The sequence below is a fragment of the Rhizobium tibeticum genome, assembly GCF_900110205.1.
In the GTDB taxonomy this organism is placed as follows: domain Bacteria; phylum Pseudomonadota; class Alphaproteobacteria; order Rhizobiales; family Rhizobiaceae; genus Rhizobium; species Rhizobium tibeticum.
The window spans coordinates 222,958-242,452 of the sequence record NZ_FOCV01000002.1 but is presented as its reverse complement, the minus strand read 5'-3'; the positions used below and the strand labels follow the sequence as shown (position 1 = coordinate 242,452).

19 protein-coding genes and 1 pseudogene are annotated in these 19,495 nt (G+C 60.9%); 10 read left to right on the top strand and 10 right to left on the bottom strand.

What is annotated here, in order from left to right; genetic code table 11:
* The first annotated feature begins 53 nt into the window (after window positions 1–53).
* The 5 genes from BSG20_RS03115 (at window position 54) to gshB (ending at window position 4,539) form a co-directional block, all read left to right on the top strand.
* Complete coding sequence (locus tag BSG20_RS03115) at window positions 54–935, top strand: ABC transporter permease subunit (RefSeq protein WP_072371659.1); 882 nt, start codon at window positions 54–56, stop codon at window positions 933–935.
* An 11-nt stretch (window positions 936–946) separates the two neighbouring features.
* Window positions 947–1,789, top strand: a complete 843-nt coding sequence (gene ugpE, locus BSG20_RS03110) for a sn-glycerol-3-phosphate ABC transporter permease UgpE (RefSeq protein ID WP_024317759.1) — start codon at window positions 947–949, stop codon at window positions 1,787–1,789.
* Between the two features lie 11 nt (window positions 1,790–1,800).
* The gene (locus BSG20_RS03105; protein WP_072371657.1) at window positions 1,801–2,898 is read left to right on the top strand and encodes an ABC transporter ATP-binding protein; all 1,098 of its coding nucleotides are present in this window, start codon (window positions 1,801–1,803) and stop codon (window positions 2,896–2,898) included.
* A 102-nt stretch (window positions 2,899–3,000) separates the two neighbouring features.
* A complete protein-coding gene (locus BSG20_RS03100) occupies window positions 3,001–3,510 on the top strand; it encodes a cupin domain-containing protein (RefSeq protein ID WP_072371655.1) in 510 nt (169 codons plus the stop codon).
* 84 nt (window positions 3,511–3,594) lie between these two features.
* Window positions 3,595–4,539 carry a glutathione synthase gene (gene gshB, locus BSG20_RS03095; RefSeq protein ID WP_024314453.1) on the top strand — a complete coding sequence of 315 codons (945 nt, stop codon included), beginning with the start codon at window positions 3,595–3,597 and terminating at the stop codon, window positions 4,537–4,539.
* A gap of 596 nt (window positions 4,540–5,135) precedes the next feature.
* Here gshB and cysK read toward each other — a convergent pair.
* Both cysK and BSG20_RS03085 read right to left on the bottom strand, forming a co-directional pair.
* Complete coding sequence (cysK, locus tag BSG20_RS03090; protein ID WP_072371653.1) at window positions 5,136–6,098, bottom strand: cysteine synthase A; 963 nt, start codon at window positions 6,096–6,098, stop codon at window positions 5,136–5,138.
* 132 nt (window positions 6,099–6,230) lie between these two features.
* Window positions 6,231–6,848 carry a LysE family translocator gene (locus tag BSG20_RS03085; protein WP_072371651.1) on the bottom strand — a complete coding sequence of 206 codons (618 nt, stop codon included), beginning with the start codon at window positions 6,846–6,848 and terminating at the stop codon, window positions 6,231–6,233.
* 243 nt (window positions 6,849–7,091) lie between these two features.
* Between BSG20_RS03085 and BSG20_RS03080 the strand changes: the two genes are divergently transcribed.
* A complete protein-coding gene (locus BSG20_RS03080; protein ID WP_072371649.1) occupies window positions 7,092–7,610 on the top strand; it encodes a Dps family protein in 519 nt (172 codons plus the stop codon).
* Window positions 7,611–7,631: 21 nt separating this feature from the next.
* On the opposite strand, the gene BSG20_RS03075 is transcribed toward BSG20_RS03080, so the two are convergent.
* Entirely contained in the window at window positions 7,632–8,528 is an 897-nt protein-coding gene (locus BSG20_RS03075) for a DMT family transporter (RefSeq protein WP_072371647.1), read from the bottom strand.
* A 103-nt stretch (window positions 8,529–8,631) separates the two neighbouring features.
* Between BSG20_RS03075 and BSG20_RS03070 the strand changes: the two genes are divergently transcribed.
* Window positions 8,632–9,102 carry an Lrp/AsnC family transcriptional regulator gene (locus BSG20_RS03070; RefSeq protein WP_177309802.1) on the top strand — a complete coding sequence of 157 codons (471 nt, stop codon included), beginning with the start codon at window positions 8,632–8,634 and terminating at the stop codon, window positions 9,100–9,102.
* A gap of 1 nt (window position 9,103) precedes the next feature.
* On the opposite strand, the gene BSG20_RS03065 is transcribed toward BSG20_RS03070, so the two are convergent.
* Both BSG20_RS03065 and dut read right to left on the bottom strand, forming a co-directional pair.
* Window positions 9,104–10,003: a GNAT family N-acetyltransferase gene (locus BSG20_RS03065; protein ID WP_177309804.1), complete on the bottom strand. Its 900-nt coding sequence runs from the start codon at window positions 10,001–10,003 to the stop codon at window positions 9,104–9,106.
* Window positions 10,003–10,470: a dUTP diphosphatase gene (dut, locus tag BSG20_RS03060; RefSeq protein ID WP_072371640.1), complete on the bottom strand. Its 468-nt coding sequence runs from the start codon at window positions 10,468–10,470 to the stop codon at window positions 10,003–10,005. Before dut ends, BSG20_RS03065 begins: the two co-directional genes overlap by 1 nt.
* A gap of 90 nt (window positions 10,471–10,560) precedes the next feature.
* Between dut and BSG20_RS03055 the strand changes: the two genes are divergently transcribed.
* Window positions 10,561–12,144, top strand: coding sequence for a peptide chain release factor 3 (locus tag BSG20_RS03055; protein ID WP_072371637.1), 1,584 nt, complete (start codon window positions 10,561–10,563; stop codon window positions 12,142–12,144).
* 54 nt (window positions 12,145–12,198) lie between these two features.
* Window positions 12,199–12,714 (top strand): annotated as a pseudogene (tsaA, locus tag BSG20_RS03050) (tRNA (N6-threonylcarbamoyladenosine(37)-N6)-methyltransferase TrmO); the annotation flags it as partial.
* Window positions 12,715–12,723: 9 nt separating this feature from the next.
* Here tsaA and BSG20_RS37210 read toward each other — a convergent pair.
* Window positions 12,724–12,888, bottom strand: coding sequence for a transporter (locus tag BSG20_RS37210; protein WP_072371991.1), 165 nt, complete (start codon window positions 12,886–12,888; stop codon window positions 12,724–12,726).
* 86 nt (window positions 12,889–12,974) lie between these two features.
* Window positions 12,975–14,489, bottom strand: coding sequence for a choline-sulfatase (gene betC / locus BSG20_RS03040; protein WP_072371633.1), 1,515 nt, complete (start codon window positions 14,487–14,489; stop codon window positions 12,975–12,977).
* 195 nt (window positions 14,490–14,684) lie between these two features.
* Here betC and BSG20_RS03035 point away from each other — a divergent pair, with 195 nt between their 5' ends.
* Window positions 14,685–15,602, top strand: a complete 918-nt coding sequence (locus BSG20_RS03035) for a choline sulfate utilization transcriptional regulator (protein ID WP_072371631.1) — start codon at window positions 14,685–14,687, stop codon at window positions 15,600–15,602.
* Here BSG20_RS03035 and otsA read toward each other — a convergent pair.
* The 3 genes from otsA to BSG20_RS03020 all read right to left on the bottom strand — a co-directional run bounded on the left by otsA (window position 15,583) and on the right by BSG20_RS03020 (window position 19,363).
* Entirely contained in the window at window positions 15,583–16,959 is a 1,377-nt protein-coding gene (otsA, locus tag BSG20_RS03030; RefSeq protein ID WP_072371988.1) for an alpha,alpha-trehalose-phosphate synthase (UDP-forming), read from the bottom strand. The genes BSG20_RS03035 and otsA overlap by 20 nt on opposite strands.
* A 41-nt stretch (window positions 16,960–17,000) precedes the next feature.
* A complete protein-coding gene (otsB, locus tag BSG20_RS03025) occupies window positions 17,001–17,795 on the bottom strand; it encodes a trehalose-phosphatase (RefSeq protein WP_072371628.1) in 795 nt (264 codons plus the stop codon).
* Window positions 17,796–17,887: 92 nt separating this feature from the next.
* A complete protein-coding gene (locus tag BSG20_RS03020; RefSeq protein ID WP_177309803.1) occupies window positions 17,888–19,363 on the bottom strand; it encodes a S10 family peptidase in 1,476 nt (491 codons plus the stop codon).
* Window positions 19,364–19,495: the final 132 nt, after the last annotated feature.

Sequence of the window (19,495 nt, the reverse complement as noted above, 5' to 3'; positions counted from 1 at the left end):
AACGGTTCCGGAGGCGCTCGCCGTCTCCGGCACCGCTTTGCAAAGGTCCCGCCATGAAGCGCGTGCAGTTTTCGTCGCCAACGCTGCCTTATCTCTTCCTGCTGCCGCAGATGGCGGTCATTTTCGTTTTCTTCTACTGGCCGTCCATTCAGGCGGTAAAGTCGTCGTTCTTCCTCGAAGACCCGTTTGGTTTCGGCTCCAGCTTCGTCGGCCTGGATAATTATAGAGGTATTCTCGAAAGCGCCGAGTACCGCTCGATCGCCGGCTTCACGGCGGTCTTCACGGCGCTCGTCACTTTCCTTTCGCTGGCGTTCGGTCTGCTCTTGGCGGTCAAGGCGGATACCGTCATTCGCGGCAATTCGACCTACAAGACATTGCTGATCTCGGTTTATGCGATCGCCCCGCCGGTGGCCGGCCTGATCGGCATGATGTTCTTCGACCAGCATATCGGTCCCTTCGTCCGCTTTGCCGCCCTGTTCGGCTGGGACATGAAGATCGGCCTCAATTATTTCGATACGGCTTTTGCCATGGTGGTCGTCTCCGTCTGGAAGCAGATCCCCTATAATTTCATCTTCTTTCTGTCGGGCCTCCAGGGGATTTCGGTCTCCGTTCGCGAAGCCGCGGCGCTCGACTGCCGCTCGGGCTTTCGCCGGTTCTGGACGGTCATCCTGCCGCTTCTGGCGCCGACGGCCTTCTTCCTCTTCGTGATCAACGTCACCTATTCGCTCTTCGACACCTTCGGCATTGTCGACGTGATGGTGAAGGACAAGGCGGCTAACAACCCGATCACGCTGGTCTACAAGGTTTACATGGATGGCTTCCGCGGCAACGACCTCGGCGGCTCATCGCCCCAGTCGGTGATCCTGATGATCGTCGTTTTCGTGCTGACCGTCTTCCAGTTCCGCTTCATTGAGCGGCGCGTTCACTATAATTGAGGAGCGCGGGAATGTACCGTCTCAAGATAGTCGATCACATCATCCTGCTCCTTGGCGTCTTCGTCATGATGGCGCCCGTCGTCGTTGCCTTCTTCACCTCGACCCACGACGCCGCCGAAATCCACCGGCAAGGTCTGACGCTGACCTGGGGCAATCATTTCGCTGAAACCTACAACACAGTCCTGAACCGCGAGGGCGGCTTTACAGGCCAGGTCACCGGCACGCGCATGCTGATGAACTCGCTGATCCTCGGGATCGGCTTTGCCGTCGGCAAGATCGTTTTGTCGATGCTGGCTGCCTATGCCATCGTCTACTTCCGCTTCCGTCTGGGAACGCTGTTTTTCTGGATGATCTTCACGACGCTGCTGCTGCCGCTCGAAGTTCGCATCCTTCCCTCCTATGAGGTGATGCACCAGTTGCACCTCATCAACACCTATACCGGCATGATCGTGCCGCTGCTGGCGTCGGCGACGGGGACCTTCTATTTTCGGCAGTTCTTCAAATCGATCCCGGACGAGTTGCTGGAAGCCGCGCGCATCGATGGCGCCGGCCCGATCAAGTTCTTCTTCGACGTGATCGTGCCGCTCTCGAAGACGATGGTTGCTGCGATCTTCATCATCATGTTCGTCTACGGCTGGAACCAATATCTCTGGCCGATGCTGATGACCAATGACGAGAGCTTCTACACGCTGGTGCGCGGTATCAAGCAGATCCTGCTGGTCTGGGTCGGCGCGCAGATCCCTGATTACAACGAAGCCTTCGCCATCGCGATCCTCGCGATGTTGCCGCCTGTCATCATCGTCGTGGTGTTCCAGCGCTGGTTCATCAAGGGCCTCACGGAAAGCGACAAGTAAAGGAAACGCCGATGGCCGCCATCGAAATCAATCAGGTCTCCAAGATCTATACCGGGGACGTGCATGCGGTGAAGTCCGTGAACATCGACATCAAGGACGGCGAGTTTATCGTTCTTGTCGGCCCGTCCGGCTGCGGGAAGTCGACACTACTGCGCATGGTCGCCGGCCTAGAGGAAATCTCCAAGGGCGAGGTGAAAATCGGCAACCGTGTCGTCAACCGGGTTGACCCCGCCGAGCGCGACATCGCCATGGTCTTTCAGAACTACGCGCTTTACCCGCATATGACGGTCTATGAAAATCTTGCTTACGGCCTGCGCAACCGCAAGACGCCAAAGGCCGAGATCGATGCCCGCGTTGCGGAGGCGGCTCGTATGCTGCAGCTGGAGGCCTATCTCGAGCGTAAGCCGCGCGCCCTTTCGGGCGGCCAGCGTCAGCGCGTCGCAATGGGCCGCGCCATCGTCCGCAAGCCGGCCGCCTTCCTGTTCGATGAGCCCCTGTCGAATCTCGATGCCAAGCTGCGCGTGTCGATGCGCGGCGAAATCAAGCGTTTGCAGCGCCGGCTTGGCACGACGTCAATCTACGTCACCCACGACCAGCTCGAAGCCATGACCTTGGCCGATCGGCTGGTCGTTCTGAATGGCGGCGAAATCGAGCAGATCGGCGCACCGCTCGACGTCTATCACACGCCAGCCTCGACCTTCGTTGCGAGCTTCATCGGGTCCCCGGCGATGAATCTGCTGCAGGGCGAGCTGCATGGCGACAAGCTTGCACTGGCCGCGAACCTGATCGACCTTGGCGGTCATGCACCCACATCCGGGCTCGTCACCGTCGGCATTCGCGCCGAGGACCTGCGCCTCGCCAGGCCCGGCGAACATGCCATGACTGTTGTGGTGGACTATGTGGAAGAGCTCGGCTCGCAGCGTCTCGTGCATGGAAGTCTTGGCGATCAGCCGCTGACGGCAGTCCTGTCTCCGGAGACGGAACTAACATCCGAACTGCGGCTGGTCGTGGGTGCCGAAAGACTGCATTTCTTCAGTCACGACACCGGAAAGCGTATCGGCGGAACGGCATTTTCACAGGCCGTGGCGACGAAAACGGAAATTGCCTAGCACCTTGGACGTCGTGATCGTTCAAATTGTAGGCACTGCTTGTACGGTACCTTTACAACTCTCTGCTATCCCGACAAGGATTTGATAACAACGGGGTTGTTCATGGGTATGCAGATGATGCTGGCGAGCATGGTCGCAATGGCCGCGCGGGTCGTCCCTTTTCCGAGTCTGCCGCAAGCGACGCCTAAGAGGTTCGTGGCGAAATCAGGTGATAATTTCGTCATGCGTTCGACCCCGATCAATCCCGACTGGATCATCAGCGGCAACCCGCAGGCGCGCACAGGGGAGCATTCGCGCAGCCATGACGATGCAGCCCTGACCGCAATCTGGGACTGTACGGCGGGCGAATTCCGTTGGTTCTTCTACTGGGACGAGACGGTGATGATCCTCGAAGGCGAAGTTCATATCCTCGCCGAGGACGGCACGGAGCGCACGCTCGGTGCCGGCGATGTCGCCTTCTTTGCCGCCGGCACCTGGGCGAGCTGGCGCGTGGACAAATACGTGCGCAAAGTTGCGTTCCTGAGGAAGCCGTTCCCGAAGCCGGTTGCGCTTGCCTATCGGCTCCGCAGCCTGCTGCGCGGCGACGCTCCCAAGAGCGGCATCGCGGCCTGAAGATTTCGTCTCGCGACGCGAGCACGGCGTTGCTTTCGGGGCATCTGCAGCCTACATCTGTCCGGCATCAGCTAAGGGACGGAAATGGCCAAGATCAAGAATGTAGCGGTCCAGATGGACCATGTTGCCGGCATCAATATTGCGGGCGATTCCACCTTCGCGATGAGCCTCGAAGCGCAGGCTCGCGGCTACAAGCTCTTCCACTACACGCCCGACCGCCTGAGCTTTCGGGACGGAAAGCTCTTCGCTACCGTGGAGCCGATGGTGCTGCGCGACGTCAAGGGCGACCATTTCGAGCTCGGAACGTCGGAACGTGTCGATCTGTCGACGATGGATGTGATCCTGCTGCGCCAGGACCCGCCCTTCGACATGGCCTATATCACCTCAACACACTTGCTGGAGCGGATCCACCCGAAGACGCTCGTCGTCAATGATCCGGCCTGGGTTCGGAACTCCCCCGAGAAGATCTTCGTCACTGAATTCGCCGATCTGATGCCGAAGACGCTGATCACCAAGGACGCGGGCGAAATCCGCCGCTTCCGGGACGAGATGGGCGACATCATCTTGAAGCCGCTCTACGGCAATGGCGGCGCGGGCGTTTTCCACTCGACCAAGGACGACCGCAACCTGTCGTCGCTGCTCGAAATGTTCGGCCAGCTGTTTCGCGAACCCTTCATCGCACAGCAATACCTGCCTGACGTGCGCAAGGGCGACAAGCGCATCCTGCTTGTCGATGGCGAGCCGGCCGGCGCCATAAATCGCGTCCCTGCTGAGCACGACAGTCGTTCCAATATGCATGTCGGCGGACGTGCCGAGGCAACCGAACTGACGGCACGCGAAATCGAAATCTGCAGGCGGATCGGCCCTGCGCTCAAGGAACGCGGTTTCCTCTTCGTCGGCATCGACGTCATCGGCGACTACATGACGGAGATCAATGTGACGTCGCCGACCGGCATTCGTGAGGTGCGCAAGTTCGGCGGCGCAGATATTGCTGCCCTGCTTTGGGACGCGATCGAGCGCAAGCGTTGAACGTCTTGACCGCGCGCCACGAGGCGCGCGGACGCTTGTTCCCGGATGGCAACTTGCCCTCAAGACCACTCCGCCACTGCCCGGTCCGGACAAACCGCTTGCTTTGTTCTCCGCTTACAACCTCACACAACCTGGCCACAGCGCAGGCTTGAATCTGTTCCTTGATTGTTCTGTTTCACTCCGCTTTCTATGCAAGATTGCAATTTGCGACAATGATGCGTCGTTAAACTGCAGTGCTGTGGTTGCGGCACCGGGGATTGGGGCATAGTCGCACGCGTCAGCACGGTTTCAGGGCACCGAGGCCGTTCCGGTCGAGGTTCAGGTCATGGTCGCCCCGGCGGGTCGTGACGCAGATCGTCGGACTTCCCGACAAGGCGGTGGCGGAAAGCGGCGAGCGCTGCTGGCGGCAGGCTCTTCTAGCTCCCGCCCTACAGTCCCGAAATGGCCTTTTCAAACTTGACGCTCGCGTCTGGGCGCAAGAGCCGAGCGTTCCGTTGACGCCGTGTGGGATACGAGCCGCTGGCAGCGGCTGACCACCACCGCTGAAACGAAAAGGGGCGCCGAGGCGCCCCAGGTTCCTTTAGCAATGAGGCCTTTCAGTTCCCGAGGCCGTCGAACAGTGCGGTCGAGAGATAGCGTTCGGCAAAGGACGGAATGATAACGACGAGATTCTTTCCCGCATTCTCCTCGCGGCTGCCGACCTCGATAGCCGCGGCCAGTGCTGCGCCGGAGGAAATGCCCACCGGCACGCCTTCGAGCTTGGCAACCTCGCGGGCAAGTTCCAGCGCCTCCGGGCTGCTCACCGTGATGATTTCGTCGTAGATGTGCGTATCGAGGATTGCCGGCGCAAAGCCGGCGCCGATGCCCTGAATCTTGTGCGGGCCCGGCTGGCCGCCCGAAAGAACCGGGGATTCCGCCGGCTCGACGGCGACCACCTTGATGCCAGGCTTCTTCGACTTCAGCACCTGGCCCGCACCGGTGATGGTGCCGCCGGTGCCGATGCCGGCAACAAGGATGTCGACCGTACCGTCGGTATCGTTCCAGATCTCTTCGGCCGTGGTGCGGCGATGGATTTCCGGGTTGGCCGGGTTCTCGAACTGCTGCGGGATGATGGCATCCGGGAGCGTCGCGGCCAGTTCCTCGGCTTTCGCGATCGCGCCCTTCATGCCCTTCGGGCCTTCGGTCAGGACAAGTTCGGCGCCGAGCAGCGCCAGCATCTTGCGGCGCTCGATGGACATCGTTTCCGGCATCGTCAGGATCAGCTTGTATCCCTTCGCCGCAGCGGCGAAGGCGAGCGCAATACCGGTATTGCCCGATGTCGGCTCGATCAGGGTCGTTTTGCCAGGCGAGATCTTACCCTGCGACTCCAGCGACTCGATCATTGCAACGCCGATACGGTCCTTCACGGAAGCAATCGGATTGAAGAATTCCAGCTTGGCCAGGAGGTTTGCCTTGACGCCCTTCGCCTTGGCGAGCTTGTCGAGCCGCACGATCGGCGTGTCGCCGATGGTTTCGGTGATCGAGGAATAGATGCGGCCACGGCCCGGTTTCTTCGACATTACGCTCTCCCTGGATGAAATGTGCGGAGAGAATAGGGTCAAAGGCGGACGGAGACCAGTGTGGCTTCACCCACCCGAAGGGAGTAGGATAGAAAAAATCCTTTAAGAACCGAGCTTTGCCGAATGAATTTTTCAGGCCGCGCGGGTGGCGATGAAGGCTGCCGTGCCCGCCAGAATGCCGGCCGCCGTCTTGTTCAGCGCCCGCAGCGCACGCGGTTGCTTGAGCATCATTCGCGCACGTGCGGCAAGCAGCATGTAGGGCACCAGAACAACGAGCAGGACAACGAAGGTGGTTGCGAGCAAAATACCGTATTCGCGAAGCCCGATGCTGTTGAGGTCGATCAGCGTCGGCATCAGCGCGACGTAGAAAAGCATGGTTTTGGGGTTGCCAAGCGTCACCAGCAGGCCGGACAGGAAGCTCATGCCAACATTGCTCGCCTTCTTCGCGGCGACATCCTGCGCCAGCAGCCCGGCCGTCCAGAGTTTATAGGCGATGTAGCCGAGATAAAGCGCCCCGGCGACCTTGATGACAATGAACACTTCGGTGAAGGTCTGCGCCACGAAGGCCAGCCCGAGGATGACCGCCGTCAGATAGGTCATGTCGCCCAGCACGAGGCCGAGGCCCATGAAAAACGTCTCGCGAAAGTTCGAGCCGAGCGCGCGGGCAACGATAGCCGTGATGCCCGGTCCGGGGATTGCCGCCGCGATGAAGAGTGCCGCTGCGTAAGCGAAAAGGGCGGTGAACGACATGACGTGAGCTCCTGCTGCAATCGCCTTCTACGCCTGCGGCCCGTTCCTTTCAAGGATCTGACGTCTTGTCATCATGCTGCGGTAGGTTGCCGCTATTGACGCTGGCGATCGTGGTTCTAGTTCCAAGGCGGTGATTGATGGCTGGTCGACGCAGGCGTCGCCCCAACCGTCAAATCCGGGGAACGACAAGCCACTCCCGCATCTGCCATTGCCTGACCCGCAGCTCGCCAGAGGAGATACCCGATGAGCCCCACCGCAGCCGAAAAGCGCAAACTCGCCCCGCTCGCTACCCCCACGGACCTGAAAAGCAATGCCATTCAGGATATCTCGGCCGCCCTGGCTGCGCTACTGGCGGATGTCTTTGCGCTCTACATCAAGACCAAGAATTTCCATTGGCATCTGTCCGGACCGCATTTTCGCGACTATCACCTGATGCTCGACGAGCAGGCCGAGCAGATCTTCGCCACGACCGATGCGATTGCCGAGCGCGCCCGCAAGATCGGCGGCACGACGCTGCGTTCCATCGGCCATATCGGCCGCCTGCAACGCATCAACGACAACGATGCCGAGTACGTCACGCCGGAAGACATGCTGGCGGAACTGCGCGACGACAACAGGCAGCTGGTCTCGCTGTTGCGCGAGACCCATGATGTCTGCTCCGAGCACAATGACGTCGCTACGACGAGCTTGCTGGAAGTGTGGATCGACGAGGCCGAGCGTCGGACTTGGTTCCTGTTCGAAACGACCCGGCAGCAGAAGTAGTCTCGTTCGCTTCTCGGATCATCAGCCGGCCCGCGCGCGCAAAAACTGCGCGGGCGTCCAGCCAAGGTTCATGCCGGCCGCGGCGACAAGGATGACGGCTGCGCCGATGAGTTGCAACGGCTGCAATGCGTGTGCGAAGGCCAGTCGATCCACGAGGATCGCGGCGATCGGATAGATGAATGACAACGCCCCTGTCAGATGGATCGGCAGCTTCTGGATCGCGCCGTAGAGCAGCACATACATCAACCCCGTATGTACGACGCCCATGGTAATCAGGATTGACCACGACTGGCCATCCGTGGGTAGGTCCGAGAAATTCATGGTCGGCAGCAGCATCAGCACGCCGGTCGCGACCTGGATCAGTGCGATCAGATGCGGCGGCGTTCCCTTCAGCGACTTCGCTGCGAGCGCCGCGAGGGCGTAGAAGAACGCGGCTGCGAGTGCCAGCAGGATGCCGAGGCCGTACCCGTCGTGTCCGCCAGCCGTGGCCGGCTTGGCCTCAACGATGGCCGCCATGCCGGCAAAGGCAAGCGTCAACCAGAACAGCTTTGCGGCGGTTATCTTTTCGCCGAGAAACAGCGCGCCGAGCGCAAGCAGCATGAAAGGTTGCGTATTATAGACGGTCGTCGCGATCGAAATCGATGCATGGCTGTACGACGCAAAAAGCAGGAGCCAGTTGAGGACAATGGCCACGCCGCCGAAGATAGCGATACCGATCGACTTCAAGCTGATGATGCCGGGTCGCAGTAATCCCAAGCCGGCGCAGACGGCCAGCAGGCTGATCGCGCCAAAAAGGCAGCGCCAGAACACCACGCCGCTCACTGGCTGGCCTGACATGACTACGAACCAGCCAATTGTTCCCGATATCAGCATTGCTGCGGTCATTTGGGCGGTGCCGGTGCGGATTTCGCTATGCATCTCGTCTCTCCATATCGATGGATGAAGTTTATTGCGGTCCCGCCTTTCCTTATATAGTTTGCATTAGGTTGATTGTGCCACTCTCCTATCATTGTGAGGAACAATGTCAGTTTCGGCTAATGATAATGTGATCGATGATGTCGATCAGAAAATATTGGAGGCGCTGGCGGAGAATGCCCGCATCTCGTTGAAGGAGCTGGCACAGGCTGCCGGGCTTTCTTCGCCCAGCGCCGCTGAACGCCTTCGTCGCCTGGAAGAGCGGGGGATCATCGCCGCATTCACCATCGACATCGACCCTGCGGCACTCGGATATCCGCTGCAGGCGATCGTGCGCGTTCGCCCGCTGCCCGGGCAGTTGCATGTCGTTCAGCGGATCCTCCAGGACACACCTCAGTTCGTGGAATGCGACAAGGTGACGGGAGACGACTGTTTCATTGCCCGGCTTGTCGTTCGCTCGATGGCGGAGCTCGACACGATCCTGGACAAGGTGGCGGAGAAGGCCGAAACGAGTACCTCGATGGTGAAGGCATCGCCGGTGAAGCGTCGCTTGCCACCGCTCTCGCGGCAGCGATAGATCAGAAGTCGGCCATCGGGGACAACATGGCCGGTCGATCAAATGCGATCGTGCCAGGCGCACGGATCATGAATTGCGTGTAGCTGTCGAGGGACTTTGCTTGTCCGCTCCACCCGAGCTTGTCGGGGCAAAACAGCACGTCGACAGCTTCAACGTCGATGTTGAGTGCTCCAATGATCGAGGCGAGCGAAGGGATATCGGCGCAAACGACATCGAGCAGCTTGAAATGGCCTGGCGCTTCCATCTTCCACGCGACGGCGATCCGTTCCCGTTCCAGCCAGCTGATCCTGACGCCAGGATCGAGTTGGGTGTTGATGAGAAACATCGCCGCGCTCGCACGAACGGCGAGAGCGGCCGAGACCGGCGCACGTGCCTTCAATGCGGTGCTTAAGAGCTTGAGGTCAGCGGGTTCCAAAGGATTCAGGCGCCGCACCGGCGTTCGCACCTTTAGCGCGGCCGGTGCATTGCCGGAATAGGCATGCAGCGGCAGGGCGCGAAAGCCGTAGGGCTCATAGAGCGCCGGCTTGTCCGTGTAGAGCACGATCGCTTCGAAGCCCTTCTCCTGGCACCAAGCGAGCGCCTTTTGGGTCAGGTCGCGATACAATCCACGCCCACGCCATGCCGGACGAACGGCACCCGACTGAAACGCGGCGGCATTCACCGTGCGACCGTTGATCATGAGTGGCATTGCGAACGCTGAAAGATTGGCGGCAAGCCGGCCATCACAGGCAAACCAGCCGAAGGGCATGCTGCTCGGATCAGGCCCGCCCAGTTGCTGCAATGGACCGATATCGATATCGAATGTGTCCTTCAGGAGGTCGACCAACGCGCCCCATGCCTTGCGGTGGCCGAAATAGTCTCGGCGGAAGGTGAGGCCGGAATGATCGATGCTCTTGGACATCATACTCCGGTCGATCCGAAACCGCCGGGGCCACGTGCGGTCGCGCTCGCCTCGGAAATCTCGCAGATATGTGCCTGGATCGCCGGGGCAATCACCATCTGCGCGATGCGCATGCCCCTGGTGATCTCAAACGGCTCTTCGCCGAGGTTGATCAGCAGGACCTTAACCTCGCCGCGATAGTCGCTGTCGATCGTTCCGGGCGTGTTCAGGCAGGTAAGGCCGTGCTTGAAGGCGAGGCCGGAGCGTGGGCGCACCTGGCCTTCGAAACCGTCCGGGATCTCGAAGATGAAGCCCGTCGGCACCAGGGCGCGCATTCCGGGCTCGAGCGTCATCGGTGCGCCATCGACGGCGGCGCGCAGGTCCATGCCTGCCGCCCCCTTGCTTTCGTAGGAGGGCAGATCGAGATCCTGGCCGTTGGCGAGGCGGATGATATTGAGCGTCGGGCGCGTATCTGTATGGATTGTCATGGGTCATTAGTTTGCGCCCGATGCGCCAAGGTCAATTGCAATGCCGGGCTTTAATCGCTAGATACGCCGCAATTCCACAGGATTCACATCATGGCCGAAAGTCTCGCCGAGGCGGTCTCCCGCCGCCGCACATTCGCTATTATCGCGCACCCGGACGCTGGTAAGACCACGCTCACCGAAAAACTGCTGTTGTTCGGCGGCGCCATCCAGCTTGCCGGTGAAGTCAAGGCAAAGAAGGACCGCATGCAGACGCGCTCCGACTGGATGAAGATCGAGCGCGAGCGCGGCATCTCCGTCGTTACCTCGGTGATGACGTTTGAATATAAAGACAACGTCTTCAACATCCTCGATACGCCCGGCCACGAAGACTTTGCGGATGACACCTATCGCACGCTGACAGCCGTCGATGCTGCGGTCATGGTTATCGACGCCGCCAAGGGTATCGAGCCGCGGACGCTGAAGCTGTTCGAAGTCTGCCGCATGCGTGACATTCCGATCATTACCTTCATCAACAAGATGGACCGCGAAAGCCGGGACCCGTTCGAAATCCTTGATGAAGTTGAGGAGAAGCTGGCGCTGGATTGTGCGCCGGTGACGTGGCCGATCGGCCGCTCGAAGACCTTCTGCGGCACCTACCATCTGGCGAACAACGAGGTGCGCGCCTCCGATACCCAGGAAATCATGACGAAGGTCACCGATCCTGAAATGGTCGCCCATCGCTTGCCTGAGAACGAGCGTGGCGCTTTTGTCGAGGAGACGACGCTGGCGATAGAGGCTTGCAAACCCTTCGACAAGAAAGCTTTCCTGGAGGGGCATCTGACGCCGGTCTTCTTTGGCTCGGCGCTTCGCAATTTCGGGGTGCGCGATCTTATCGATGCGCTCGGCGAGTTTGCGCCGCCGCCGCGCGATCAGGTCGCCGATATCCGTACCGTGCATGCAACCGACAACAAGATGACGGCCTTCGTGTTCAAGATCCAGGCGAACATGGACCCGAACCATCGCGACCGCATTGCGTTTGCCCGTATCTGCTCTGGCAAGCTCGAGCGCGGCATGAAGGCGCGGCTGTCGCGTACCGGGAAGCAGCTTGGCCTCACTGCGCCGCAGTTCTTCTTCGCCTCGCAGCGGCAACTCGCCGATACGGCCTATGCCGGTGACGTTGTCGGTATCCCCAACCACGGAACGCTTCGCATCGGCGACACGCTGACGGAGGGCGAGTCCCTCGTGTTCCAAGGCGTGCCGAATTTCTCGCCGGAGATCCTGCGCCGGGTGCGCCTGGAAGACGCCATGAAGGCGAAGAAGCTCAAGGAAGCGCTGCAGCAGATGGCGGAAGAGGGGGTCGTCCAGCTGTTTTCCCCGGAAGATGGTTCGCCGGCTATCGTCGGTGTCGTCGGTGCGCTGCAGCTCGACGTTCTCAAGGAGCGTCTGATGGCCGAATACGGCCTGCCGGTCTCCTTTGAAATGTCGCGCTTCTCCGTCTGCCGTTGGATCTCGGCCGATCAGCCCGGTGAGCTCGAGAAATTCGTCACTGCCCGTCGCGGCGATATCGCGCGAGACCTGGACCATGATCCGGTGTTCCTGGCGCAGGACAGCTTCTCGCTGCGCTATGAATCAGAGCGCTATCCTGCGATCAAGATGGCGGCTCTCAAGGAATATCACGCCGTCAAAGCGGCGTGATATTGGATCGGATATAACGATCTGCCATGATGCCCCGGTGAAGAGGAGCGTGCCATGGTTGGAGAGAGTGAAATAAGAGAAAATGAAGTCGCCGTTGAATTGCCGCCGGCGACGGACGCCGGGCTGGTGTTCATCGGGCGCATCTTCACGCCCTGGAGCACGCGCATGGAGGCACCGCGGCAGGGACGGCACGACGGTCCGCTCTGCAGGATCGAGATATACGAGCCGTGGCGACAGGCACTTCAGGGTGTGGAGGCTTTCGAGCGGCTGGAAGTGCTCTATTGGATGGATCGGTCACGACGCGATCTCGTTCTCCAGAGTCCGGCCAATAGCGGAAAGCTGCATGGCACGTTTTCTCTTCGCTCGCCCGTACGCCCGAACCCCATCGCGACGTCCATCGTCAAGCTGGAGGGGGTTGAAGGTGCCACCTTGATGGTTCGGGGGATGGATTGCCTTGACGGCACGCCGCTTCTCGATCTGAAGCCCGATCGCGCGCTGTTCAAGCCGAGCGCGCCGCCGCAGCCTGGAGATTTCCAGATCGGCGACGACGTGTCGCATTCTTGCAAGAAGGCCTGGCGATCAGTCGACGGCGATCATGACGTCCGAGGCCTTGACGACCGCACAGGCGTCGCCACCAACGGCGAGCCCGGGTTCGTCGACCGCTTCGTTGGGGATGGTTGACCCGCTGCCGATATCGATTCGGAGATGCGCCGCGCTCGCACCCTTCCTCAGCAGCTCGACCATCTTTTTCTTCAGTCGATTTCGTGCGCTGGCCTCATAAGCGGCCTCCTGGTTCCTGACTGTATCGGCGCAGATCTGCCGCCGCAATCTTACTCGCCGCGCGGATACCGCTGGCTTTCTTCCAGCACGTTCAGGTCCATGTGATTGCGCATGTAGCGTTCGGAAGCTTTCTGCAGCGGCTGATAGTCCCAGGGATAGTACGCCCCGTTCCGAAGCGCCTCGTAGACGACCCACCGACGCGCCTGGCTTTCGCGCACTGCGGCATCGAAGCTCTGCAGGTTCCAGCGTTTGTCGGCCTCAGCCTTGAGTCTCGCCAGGACCTCGGCATGTCCTGCATCGCCCGCAAGGTTGGTCAGTTCCCTGGGATCCGCCTCGAGATCAAACAGCATCGGCGGGTCCTTGTCGCAAAGGGTCAGCTTGAAGCGACCGTCACGCAAGCAGACGAGGGGGGCTTCGGAGCCTTCGGCGGCGTACTCCATCGTCACTGGACCACGCCCCCCGGTCCCTGTCGCGAGTGGCGCAAGGTCTTCGCCATCCGTCCATGGTGCGAGCTTGGTCATGTCGATGCCCGCCAGCGCTGCCAGCGTCGGGGTCACATCGAGCGTCGAGACAGGCTGCTGGATGCAGGCGGCATTCCAGCCCGGAGCGGCGATCGTCAACGGCACACGCGAGGAGCCGTCAAAGAAGCACATCTTGAACCAGAGGCCGCGTTCGCCGAGCATGTCGCCGTGATCGGAAACGAATAGAACGATCGTGTTGTCTGCCATCCGCCCGCGCTCGAGGACGTCGAGGATCTCGCCGATCTTGTCGTCGATATAGGAAATGCTGGCGAAGTAGCCCTGGCGTGCTCGCCTGATTTGCTCTCGCGTGATCTCGAACGCATCGTAATCGCAGGCCCTCAAGAGGCGCTGTGAATGCGGATCCTGCTGGTCGAACGGAAGCGCATCAACATCAGGATCAAGGGCAGCGCAATTCTCGTACAGATCCCAATACTTGCGCCGTGCGACATAGGGATCGTGCGGATGGGTGAAGCTCACGGTCAGGCACCACGGGCGGTCGTCGTGACGGCGCGAGAGATCGTAGAGCTTGCGGGTCGCGTTGTAGGCGACCTCGTCGTCGTATTCCATCTGGTTGGTGATCTCGGCGACGCCTGCGCCGGTGACCGAGCCCAGGTTGTGGTACCACCAGTCGATGCGCTCGCCCGGCTTGGTGTAGTCAGGCGTCCAGCCGAAATCGGCAGGATAGATATCGGTCGTCAGGCGCTCCTCGAAACCGTGCAATTGGTCGGGGCCGACGAAATGCATCTTTCCGCAGAGGGCGGTATGGTAGCCTGCCGCACGCAGATGGTGCGCGAACGTCGGGATATCAGACGCGAACTCGGCGGCATTGTCATAGACGCGGGTTCTGCTCGGCAGCTGCCCCGACATGAAGGAAGCCCGCGCTGGCGCACAAAGGGGACTTGCAGTGTAGGTGTTGGCGAAGCGCACCGAACGCTGTGCCAAGGCCTTCAGGTGAGGCGCGTGTAGAAATTCCGCCGGCCCGTCGGGAAACAGCGTCCCGTTGAGCTGATCGACCATCAGGATGAGGATATTCGGGCGCGCCATGCGTAGTGTGTCCTTCGGTTCTCAGGAGGCGGAAACGTAGCTGCCTCTGCAGAGGTCTTCCAGTCCGCATCGACTGCAATGCACCGCAGAGATTTCGGCATCATCTCTCGTTTGCCATTTGATAGCTTTATAGATTATCAGTATCGCATGAGCTGTGAAGCGGGCGTTTTCTGATATCATCTCTAAGGATTTTTTATGAAAAGCCGCCGTGTCGATCTTGGATGGATGCGTATCTTTGCTGAAATCGGCAAGGCGGGAAGTCTGTCGGCGGCGGCGAGCGCCCTTGGCCTGACACAGCCGGCAGTCAGCTATCAAATTCGCCGTCTGGAGGAGCAGCTCGGCGTCAGCCTGTTGAAGCGGCAGCATCGGGGCGTGGAATTGACGCCGGAAGGCCAGCGTCTCTTCGACGTCGTGGCAAAGAGCGTCAGCGAGATCGACCAGCTGGCGCGACGCTTCCGCAATGAAGCCGATCGGCCAACCATAAGGTTGCGCACGGACTATGCTTTTTCTGCACTCTGGCTGATCCCGCGCATGCATATGTTCCGCATGCTTTACCCGAACGTCGATATTCAGATTGTTGCAACGCAGCGAACGCAGGGGAACCGTTCGGACGACGGCGATGTTGCCGTTGTCTTTGGTACGCAAACGGAGTTCGAGCGCCAAGCAGTTCTGCTCTTGCCGGAGAGGGTTGCACCCGTCTGCACCCAAGGCTTCCTCGATCGCTATGGTGCCATCTCCGCGCCGACGGACCTTGCACGCGCTCGCCTGATCCACCTCGATGCCGCAGAGCCTTCGCCCTGGTTCGATTGGCGGCGCTACCTCGCGGAACTGGGTGTCAGCCGCGATAGTCACGCGGGGCAGGGCGATGTGAGCTTCAATACATACTCGCTGGTCGTGCAGGCCGCGATCGGCGAGCAGGGCGTTGCCATCGGATGGATGGGCCTCGTCGAACCGCTACTCGCGTCGGGGATGCTGAAAATCGCGGGCCCGACGCTGGAGGCGCCGGACCGGGGCTATTGGCTGTTGCCACCGCGAACACGCGACGCCCAAAGCGATCTGCTGGCGGCCTGGCTCACGGCGGAAGCCGGTATCGTCAGTCGACCAGATCCTTGAGAAAATCGTTGCACCAACGCGACACATCGTACTCCAGCAGATAGTCCATCATCCGCTGCCAACGCTCGCGGCGTTCTTCCAGGGGCATATTCAAGGCACGCGCCAGCGCGTTGGCGGTTCCTTCGATGTCATAGGGATTGACCAGCAACGCCCCCCTCTTCAATTCGCGTGCAGCGCCGGCAAAGCGCGAGAGCACCAGCACACCGGGATCCTCGGGATCCTGCGCGGCGACATATTCTTTTGCCACGAGGTTCATGCCGTCGCGAAGCGGCGTGACGAGCCCGACTTTGGCCAGCCGGTAGAGACCGGCAAGGACCGGACGGCTGACGGAGCGGTTGATATAGCGGATCGGCACCCAGTCCACCGTCCCCAGCGCGCCGTTGACCCGGCCTGCCTGCTCGGCGACGGTACGCTGCATCTGTTCGTATTCCGGGACTTCCGAACGTGATTTCGGCGTAATCTGCAGATAGGTGACGTTTCGCTGGTGGGCCGGATTGTTGACGACGAAGCGCTCGAAAGCATCCAGCCGCTGGGTGATGCCCTTGGAGTAATCCAGCCGGTCGACGCCGATGATAAGGTCGCGGCCCTTAATGCTCTGCCGCGCTCGCTGCACCAGATGGTGGCTGCCGGCCTTCTTGGCGAATTCGGCGAAGGCGGCGGTCTCGATGCTGATGCCGTAGGCTCCGCCCTTGAAAACCTTGTCATTCGCCGTGAAGCGGCCGTCACCGATGGCGTCGCCCATATCCTCGCGGCGAAGGCAGCCGGCAAAGTTTTCGAGATCATGGTCTGTCTGAAAGCCGACGAGATCGTAGGCCGCAAGTCCGTGCATGATCTCTTCGTGAACCGGCATGGTATAGAGCACATCGGCCGGCGGCCAGGGAATGTGCAGAAAAAAGCCAATGCGGTTCTTGAAGCCCATTTGCCGCAATTCCGCGGCGAGCGGGATCAGATGGTAGTCATGGACCCAGACGACGTCGTCCGGCCGCAGCAGCGGTGCAAGCCGGTGCGCGAAGAAGCGATTGACGCGGAAATACCCCGCCATTTCCTTGCGGCCGTACTCCGCGAGGTCCAGGCGGTAGTGACAGATCGGCCAGAGCACACGATTGGCGAAGCCGTAATAGTACTCTTCGACATCCTTGCCGGTGAGATCCGTCAAGGCAAAGGTGATCTTGCCTTCTTCCGTCAGCGCGAGTGGCCCGGGCTCGTCGTTCTCGCTCGACTTGCCGGACCAGCCCATCCAGATGCCACCGCGCTCTTCCAGCGCCGCTTTGAGCGCCACCGCCAACCCGCCGGCGGAGGCTGCGCCCTCCTTCGCGGGAGCTGGCACGCGATTGGAGACGATGACAAGACGGGTCACGAAGGTTCCTTTCATCGGGAGGGCAGCACATCGTGCGTGGATCAAACGGCGAACTGCCCAATCAGTTCCCGTACCGCCGATGCGCAAGGCAGTGCCAGAGCGGCGGCCGTGTCCGAAGACGGTCCGACACGAACGGAATGGCCGCCAAAACGATTGGCGACACGGAACATCGCCTCGTCCGTAACGTCGTCACCGATGGCAATCGGACGCCTGCCGGCAAAGGGCGGCATCGACAGAAACGCCTCTAAGGCGTGACCTTTGTCGGCGCTGGCGGGTCGGATTTCGAGCACCATCTTGCCTCGCTGCAAGGTCCAGTCCGCTCCAGCCTTGGACCGCAGCCTCTCCATGATCGGCTCCACGTCCGCCTGCCTTTGCGGCGCTAGGCGATAGTGCGCGGCAACTGCAGCGCCCTTGTCCTCCACGAGGACGCCTTGCAGATTTTCGGTTGCGGCGCGGAGCTCCGCCTTCAATGCCTCGAATGCGGCGGTGGTCTCGGCTGTCACGATGCTGCCGTCCGGTCGGCGCAGTTCGGCGCCGTGCAGACCGGCGATCGGAAATCGGAAAGGCGCGAACAGCTCGTCGGCATAGGCGAGCGCTCGTCCTGTTACCAAGGCAAGCGCCCCGCCGAGCCTTTGCGACAGGACATTGAGCGCTGTCGGCAGCCACGGTGGCATGACGATCGCATCCGGCTCCTCGGCCAGATCAAGCAGTGTGCCATCGATATCGAGAAAAAGAGCGCAGTCTTGAGGGGAGGATAGAAGGGCGCTCAGCAATTCCGTCTGCCCTGAGGCCGATTGCGGCATCGTGGCAGGAAATGGCTCACTTGGGTATGACATGGTGACTTACCTATGTCGGCATCCGCCGAAGGCAACCCGTCTTGGCTCAATAATGCGAGGAAATCTCAGATTTTTCCATGGAATCCGTTTGATCATTCAGCGGGTATTGTGCCGGAATGCTCGGTGAAGAAGGCTCTGGCATCGGCAGTAAAGGCTGCGCGCTGGTCGGCCCGCGTGTAGAACATGTGGCCGCCTCTATAGACCTTCAGCGCCACACGCTCGCCAGCGAGCGACGACGGCAGGTGGTCAACGACATAGCGGCTGACGCCGTAGGGTGTGACGAGATCACTGTAGCCGTGGGCGATCAGCAGGCGGAATTTCGGGTTGGAGGCAAGCAACTGGCGGATGTCGTCGGTGACGCTCGCCTGCAGCCTGGAACCACCGCCGCGCCCGCCCCATTCCCACCTGCGGCTTACATCGCTGTCGAGCAGCGAATAGGTCATCTCGGTCTTGAAGCCGAGCTCATTGCGGGCATAGTCGGCGAAAGCCCCGCCATAGGCGCGTGTGAAGCCGTCGAGAATGGCGTCGGCGCCACGGTCCGAGTCGGACTCCGGGTAAGGATCGGGCGTTGAAAACGCCGCATCATAGGGGCTGACCACTTGGCCGCCTTGCCCGCCTGACTGCTTGACATAGGCACTTCCGAGGAAACCGCGATTCTTCGCCACGACATCCTCGGGAATGCCGGTCATGGCAGCCACCTTCCCGTAGAAGGCCTCGGCCGCCTCGCCGGTCGGCGCTGGGCCGGCAAGTGTCGTGAGATAGTCGCCAAGCGCAAATTTCTCCGCATCGCTTTGCTGCGCTTCATCGAAGGTGTTGCGTCTGTCCATGTTCGCTGCCGCAAGCGACGGAAATTCGAGTGCCGCGCCCAGGGCAAACTGATCGGCATTGAACATCAGTTGTCCTTCGAGCAACGGCGAAAGCATGATCGCGCCCGAAACGATGATGCCTTGGCTATCCTTCAGCGCGCCGGCCACCTTGGCGGCGCGGAACCCGCCGTAGCTCTCGCCGAGAAGGTATTTGGGCGAACCGGACCGGCTGTTGTGGGCGACATAGAGAGCGATCGCCTTGGCAATGCTCTCCGCGTCGGAGTTGACGTTGTAGTATTTGGAGGCGTCGTCGGCCTTGGCGGTTCGGCTCCAGCCGGTTCCGATCGGGTCGATGAGAACAAGGTCGGTAAAGTCGAGCCAGCTCTGCGCGTTGTCGGTCAATTTTGCGTCGGCCCCATCGTCGCCCTTCGGGCCGAAGTCCAGGATACGCGGCCCCACGAGGCCGAGATGCAGGAACGCCGATGCGGCGCCGGGGCCGCCGTTGAAGGCAAAGGTCAGGGGCCGGTCCGGCCTCCCGTTCTTGGCGACATAAGCCGTATAGAACACGGCGCCGGCCTTGGTGCCGTCTTGTGCAAAGAGATCCAACGTGCCGGCCGTGGCTACGTAGTCGAGGGTCCGATCGCCGATCGTCATTGAATGCCGGGTGACCGCGTCGCCCGGCAACAGCTTCAACACGCCGTCTCCCGAGGAACCCTGTGTGGCAGCTTCGCCTCGCGTTTCCTGCGAAAAAGCGGGCGTCATTGAGGCAAGCAAGGCCGTTGTGAGCAGGATGGCGGATAGGAAACGCAAGACTTCTCCTCCGAGGGAAGCGGCATGGGAGGCGTCAGCCTAGCATTGCCGCGTGGTGGGAGAAATCAACAGATGGTGAGGGAC

Bases quoted from the DNA above. Each gene is read 5' to 3' on its own strand.
- ugpE (WP_024317759.1), top strand. From the start codon at position 947: ATGTACCGTCTCAAGATAGTCGATCACATCATCCTGCTCCTTGGCGTC.
- BSG20_RS03065 (WP_177309804.1), bottom strand. From the start codon at position 10,003: ATGTCCAAGAGCATCGATCATTCCGGCCTCACCTTCCGCCGAGACTAT.
- BSG20_RS03035 (WP_072371631.1), top strand. From the start codon at position 14,685: ATGAAAAGCCGCCGTGTCGATCTTGGATGGATGCGTATCTTTGCTGAA.
- BSG20_RS03080 (WP_072371649.1), top strand. From the start codon at position 7,092: ATGAGCCCCACCGCAGCCGAAAAGCGCAAACTCGCCCCGCTCGCTACC.
- otsB (WP_072371628.1), bottom strand. From the start codon at position 17,795: ATGTCATACCCAAGTGAGCCATTTCCTGCCACGATGCCGCAATCGGCC.
- BSG20_RS03020 (WP_177309803.1), bottom strand. From the start codon at position 19,363: ATGACGCCCGCTTTTTCGCAGGAAACGCGAGGCGAAGCTGCCACACAG.
- BSG20_RS03075 (WP_072371647.1), bottom strand. From the start codon at position 8,528: ATGCATAGCGAAATCCGCACCGGCACCGCCCAAATGACCGCAGCAATG.
- BSG20_RS03115 (WP_072371659.1), top strand. From the start codon at position 54: ATGAAGCGCGTGCAGTTTTCGTCGCCAACGCTGCCTTATCTCTTCCTG.
- BSG20_RS03105 (WP_072371657.1), top strand. From the start codon at position 1,801: ATGGCCGCCATCGAAATCAATCAGGTCTCCAAGATCTATACCGGGGAC.
- BSG20_RS03070 (WP_177309802.1), top strand. From the start codon at position 8,632: ATGTCAGTTTCGGCTAATGATAATGTGATCGATGATGTCGATCAGAAA.
- BSG20_RS03055 (WP_072371637.1), top strand. From the start codon at position 10,561: ATGGCCGAAAGTCTCGCCGAGGCGGTCTCCCGCCGCCGCACATTCGCT.
- cysK (WP_072371653.1), bottom strand. From the start codon at position 6,098: ATGTCGAAGAAACCGGGCCGTGGCCGCATCTATTCCTCGATCACCGAA.
- gshB (WP_024314453.1), top strand. From the start codon at position 3,595: ATGGCCAAGATCAAGAATGTAGCGGTCCAGATGGACCATGTTGCCGGC.
- BSG20_RS37210 (WP_072371991.1), bottom strand. From the start codon at position 12,888: ATGGTCGAGCTGCTGAGGAAGGGTGCGAGCGCGGCGCATCTCCGAATC.
- dut (WP_072371640.1), bottom strand. From the start codon at position 10,470: ATGACAATCCATACAGATACGCGCCCGACGCTCAATATCATCCGCCTC.
- BSG20_RS03085 (WP_072371651.1), bottom strand. From the start codon at position 6,848: ATGTCGTTCACCGCCCTTTTCGCTTACGCAGCGGCACTCTTCATCGCG.
- betC (WP_072371633.1), bottom strand. From the start codon at position 14,489: ATGGCGCGCCCGAATATCCTCATCCTGATGGTCGATCAGCTCAACGGG.
- BSG20_RS03100 (WP_072371655.1), top strand. From the start codon at position 3,001: ATGGGTATGCAGATGATGCTGGCGAGCATGGTCGCAATGGCCGCGCGG.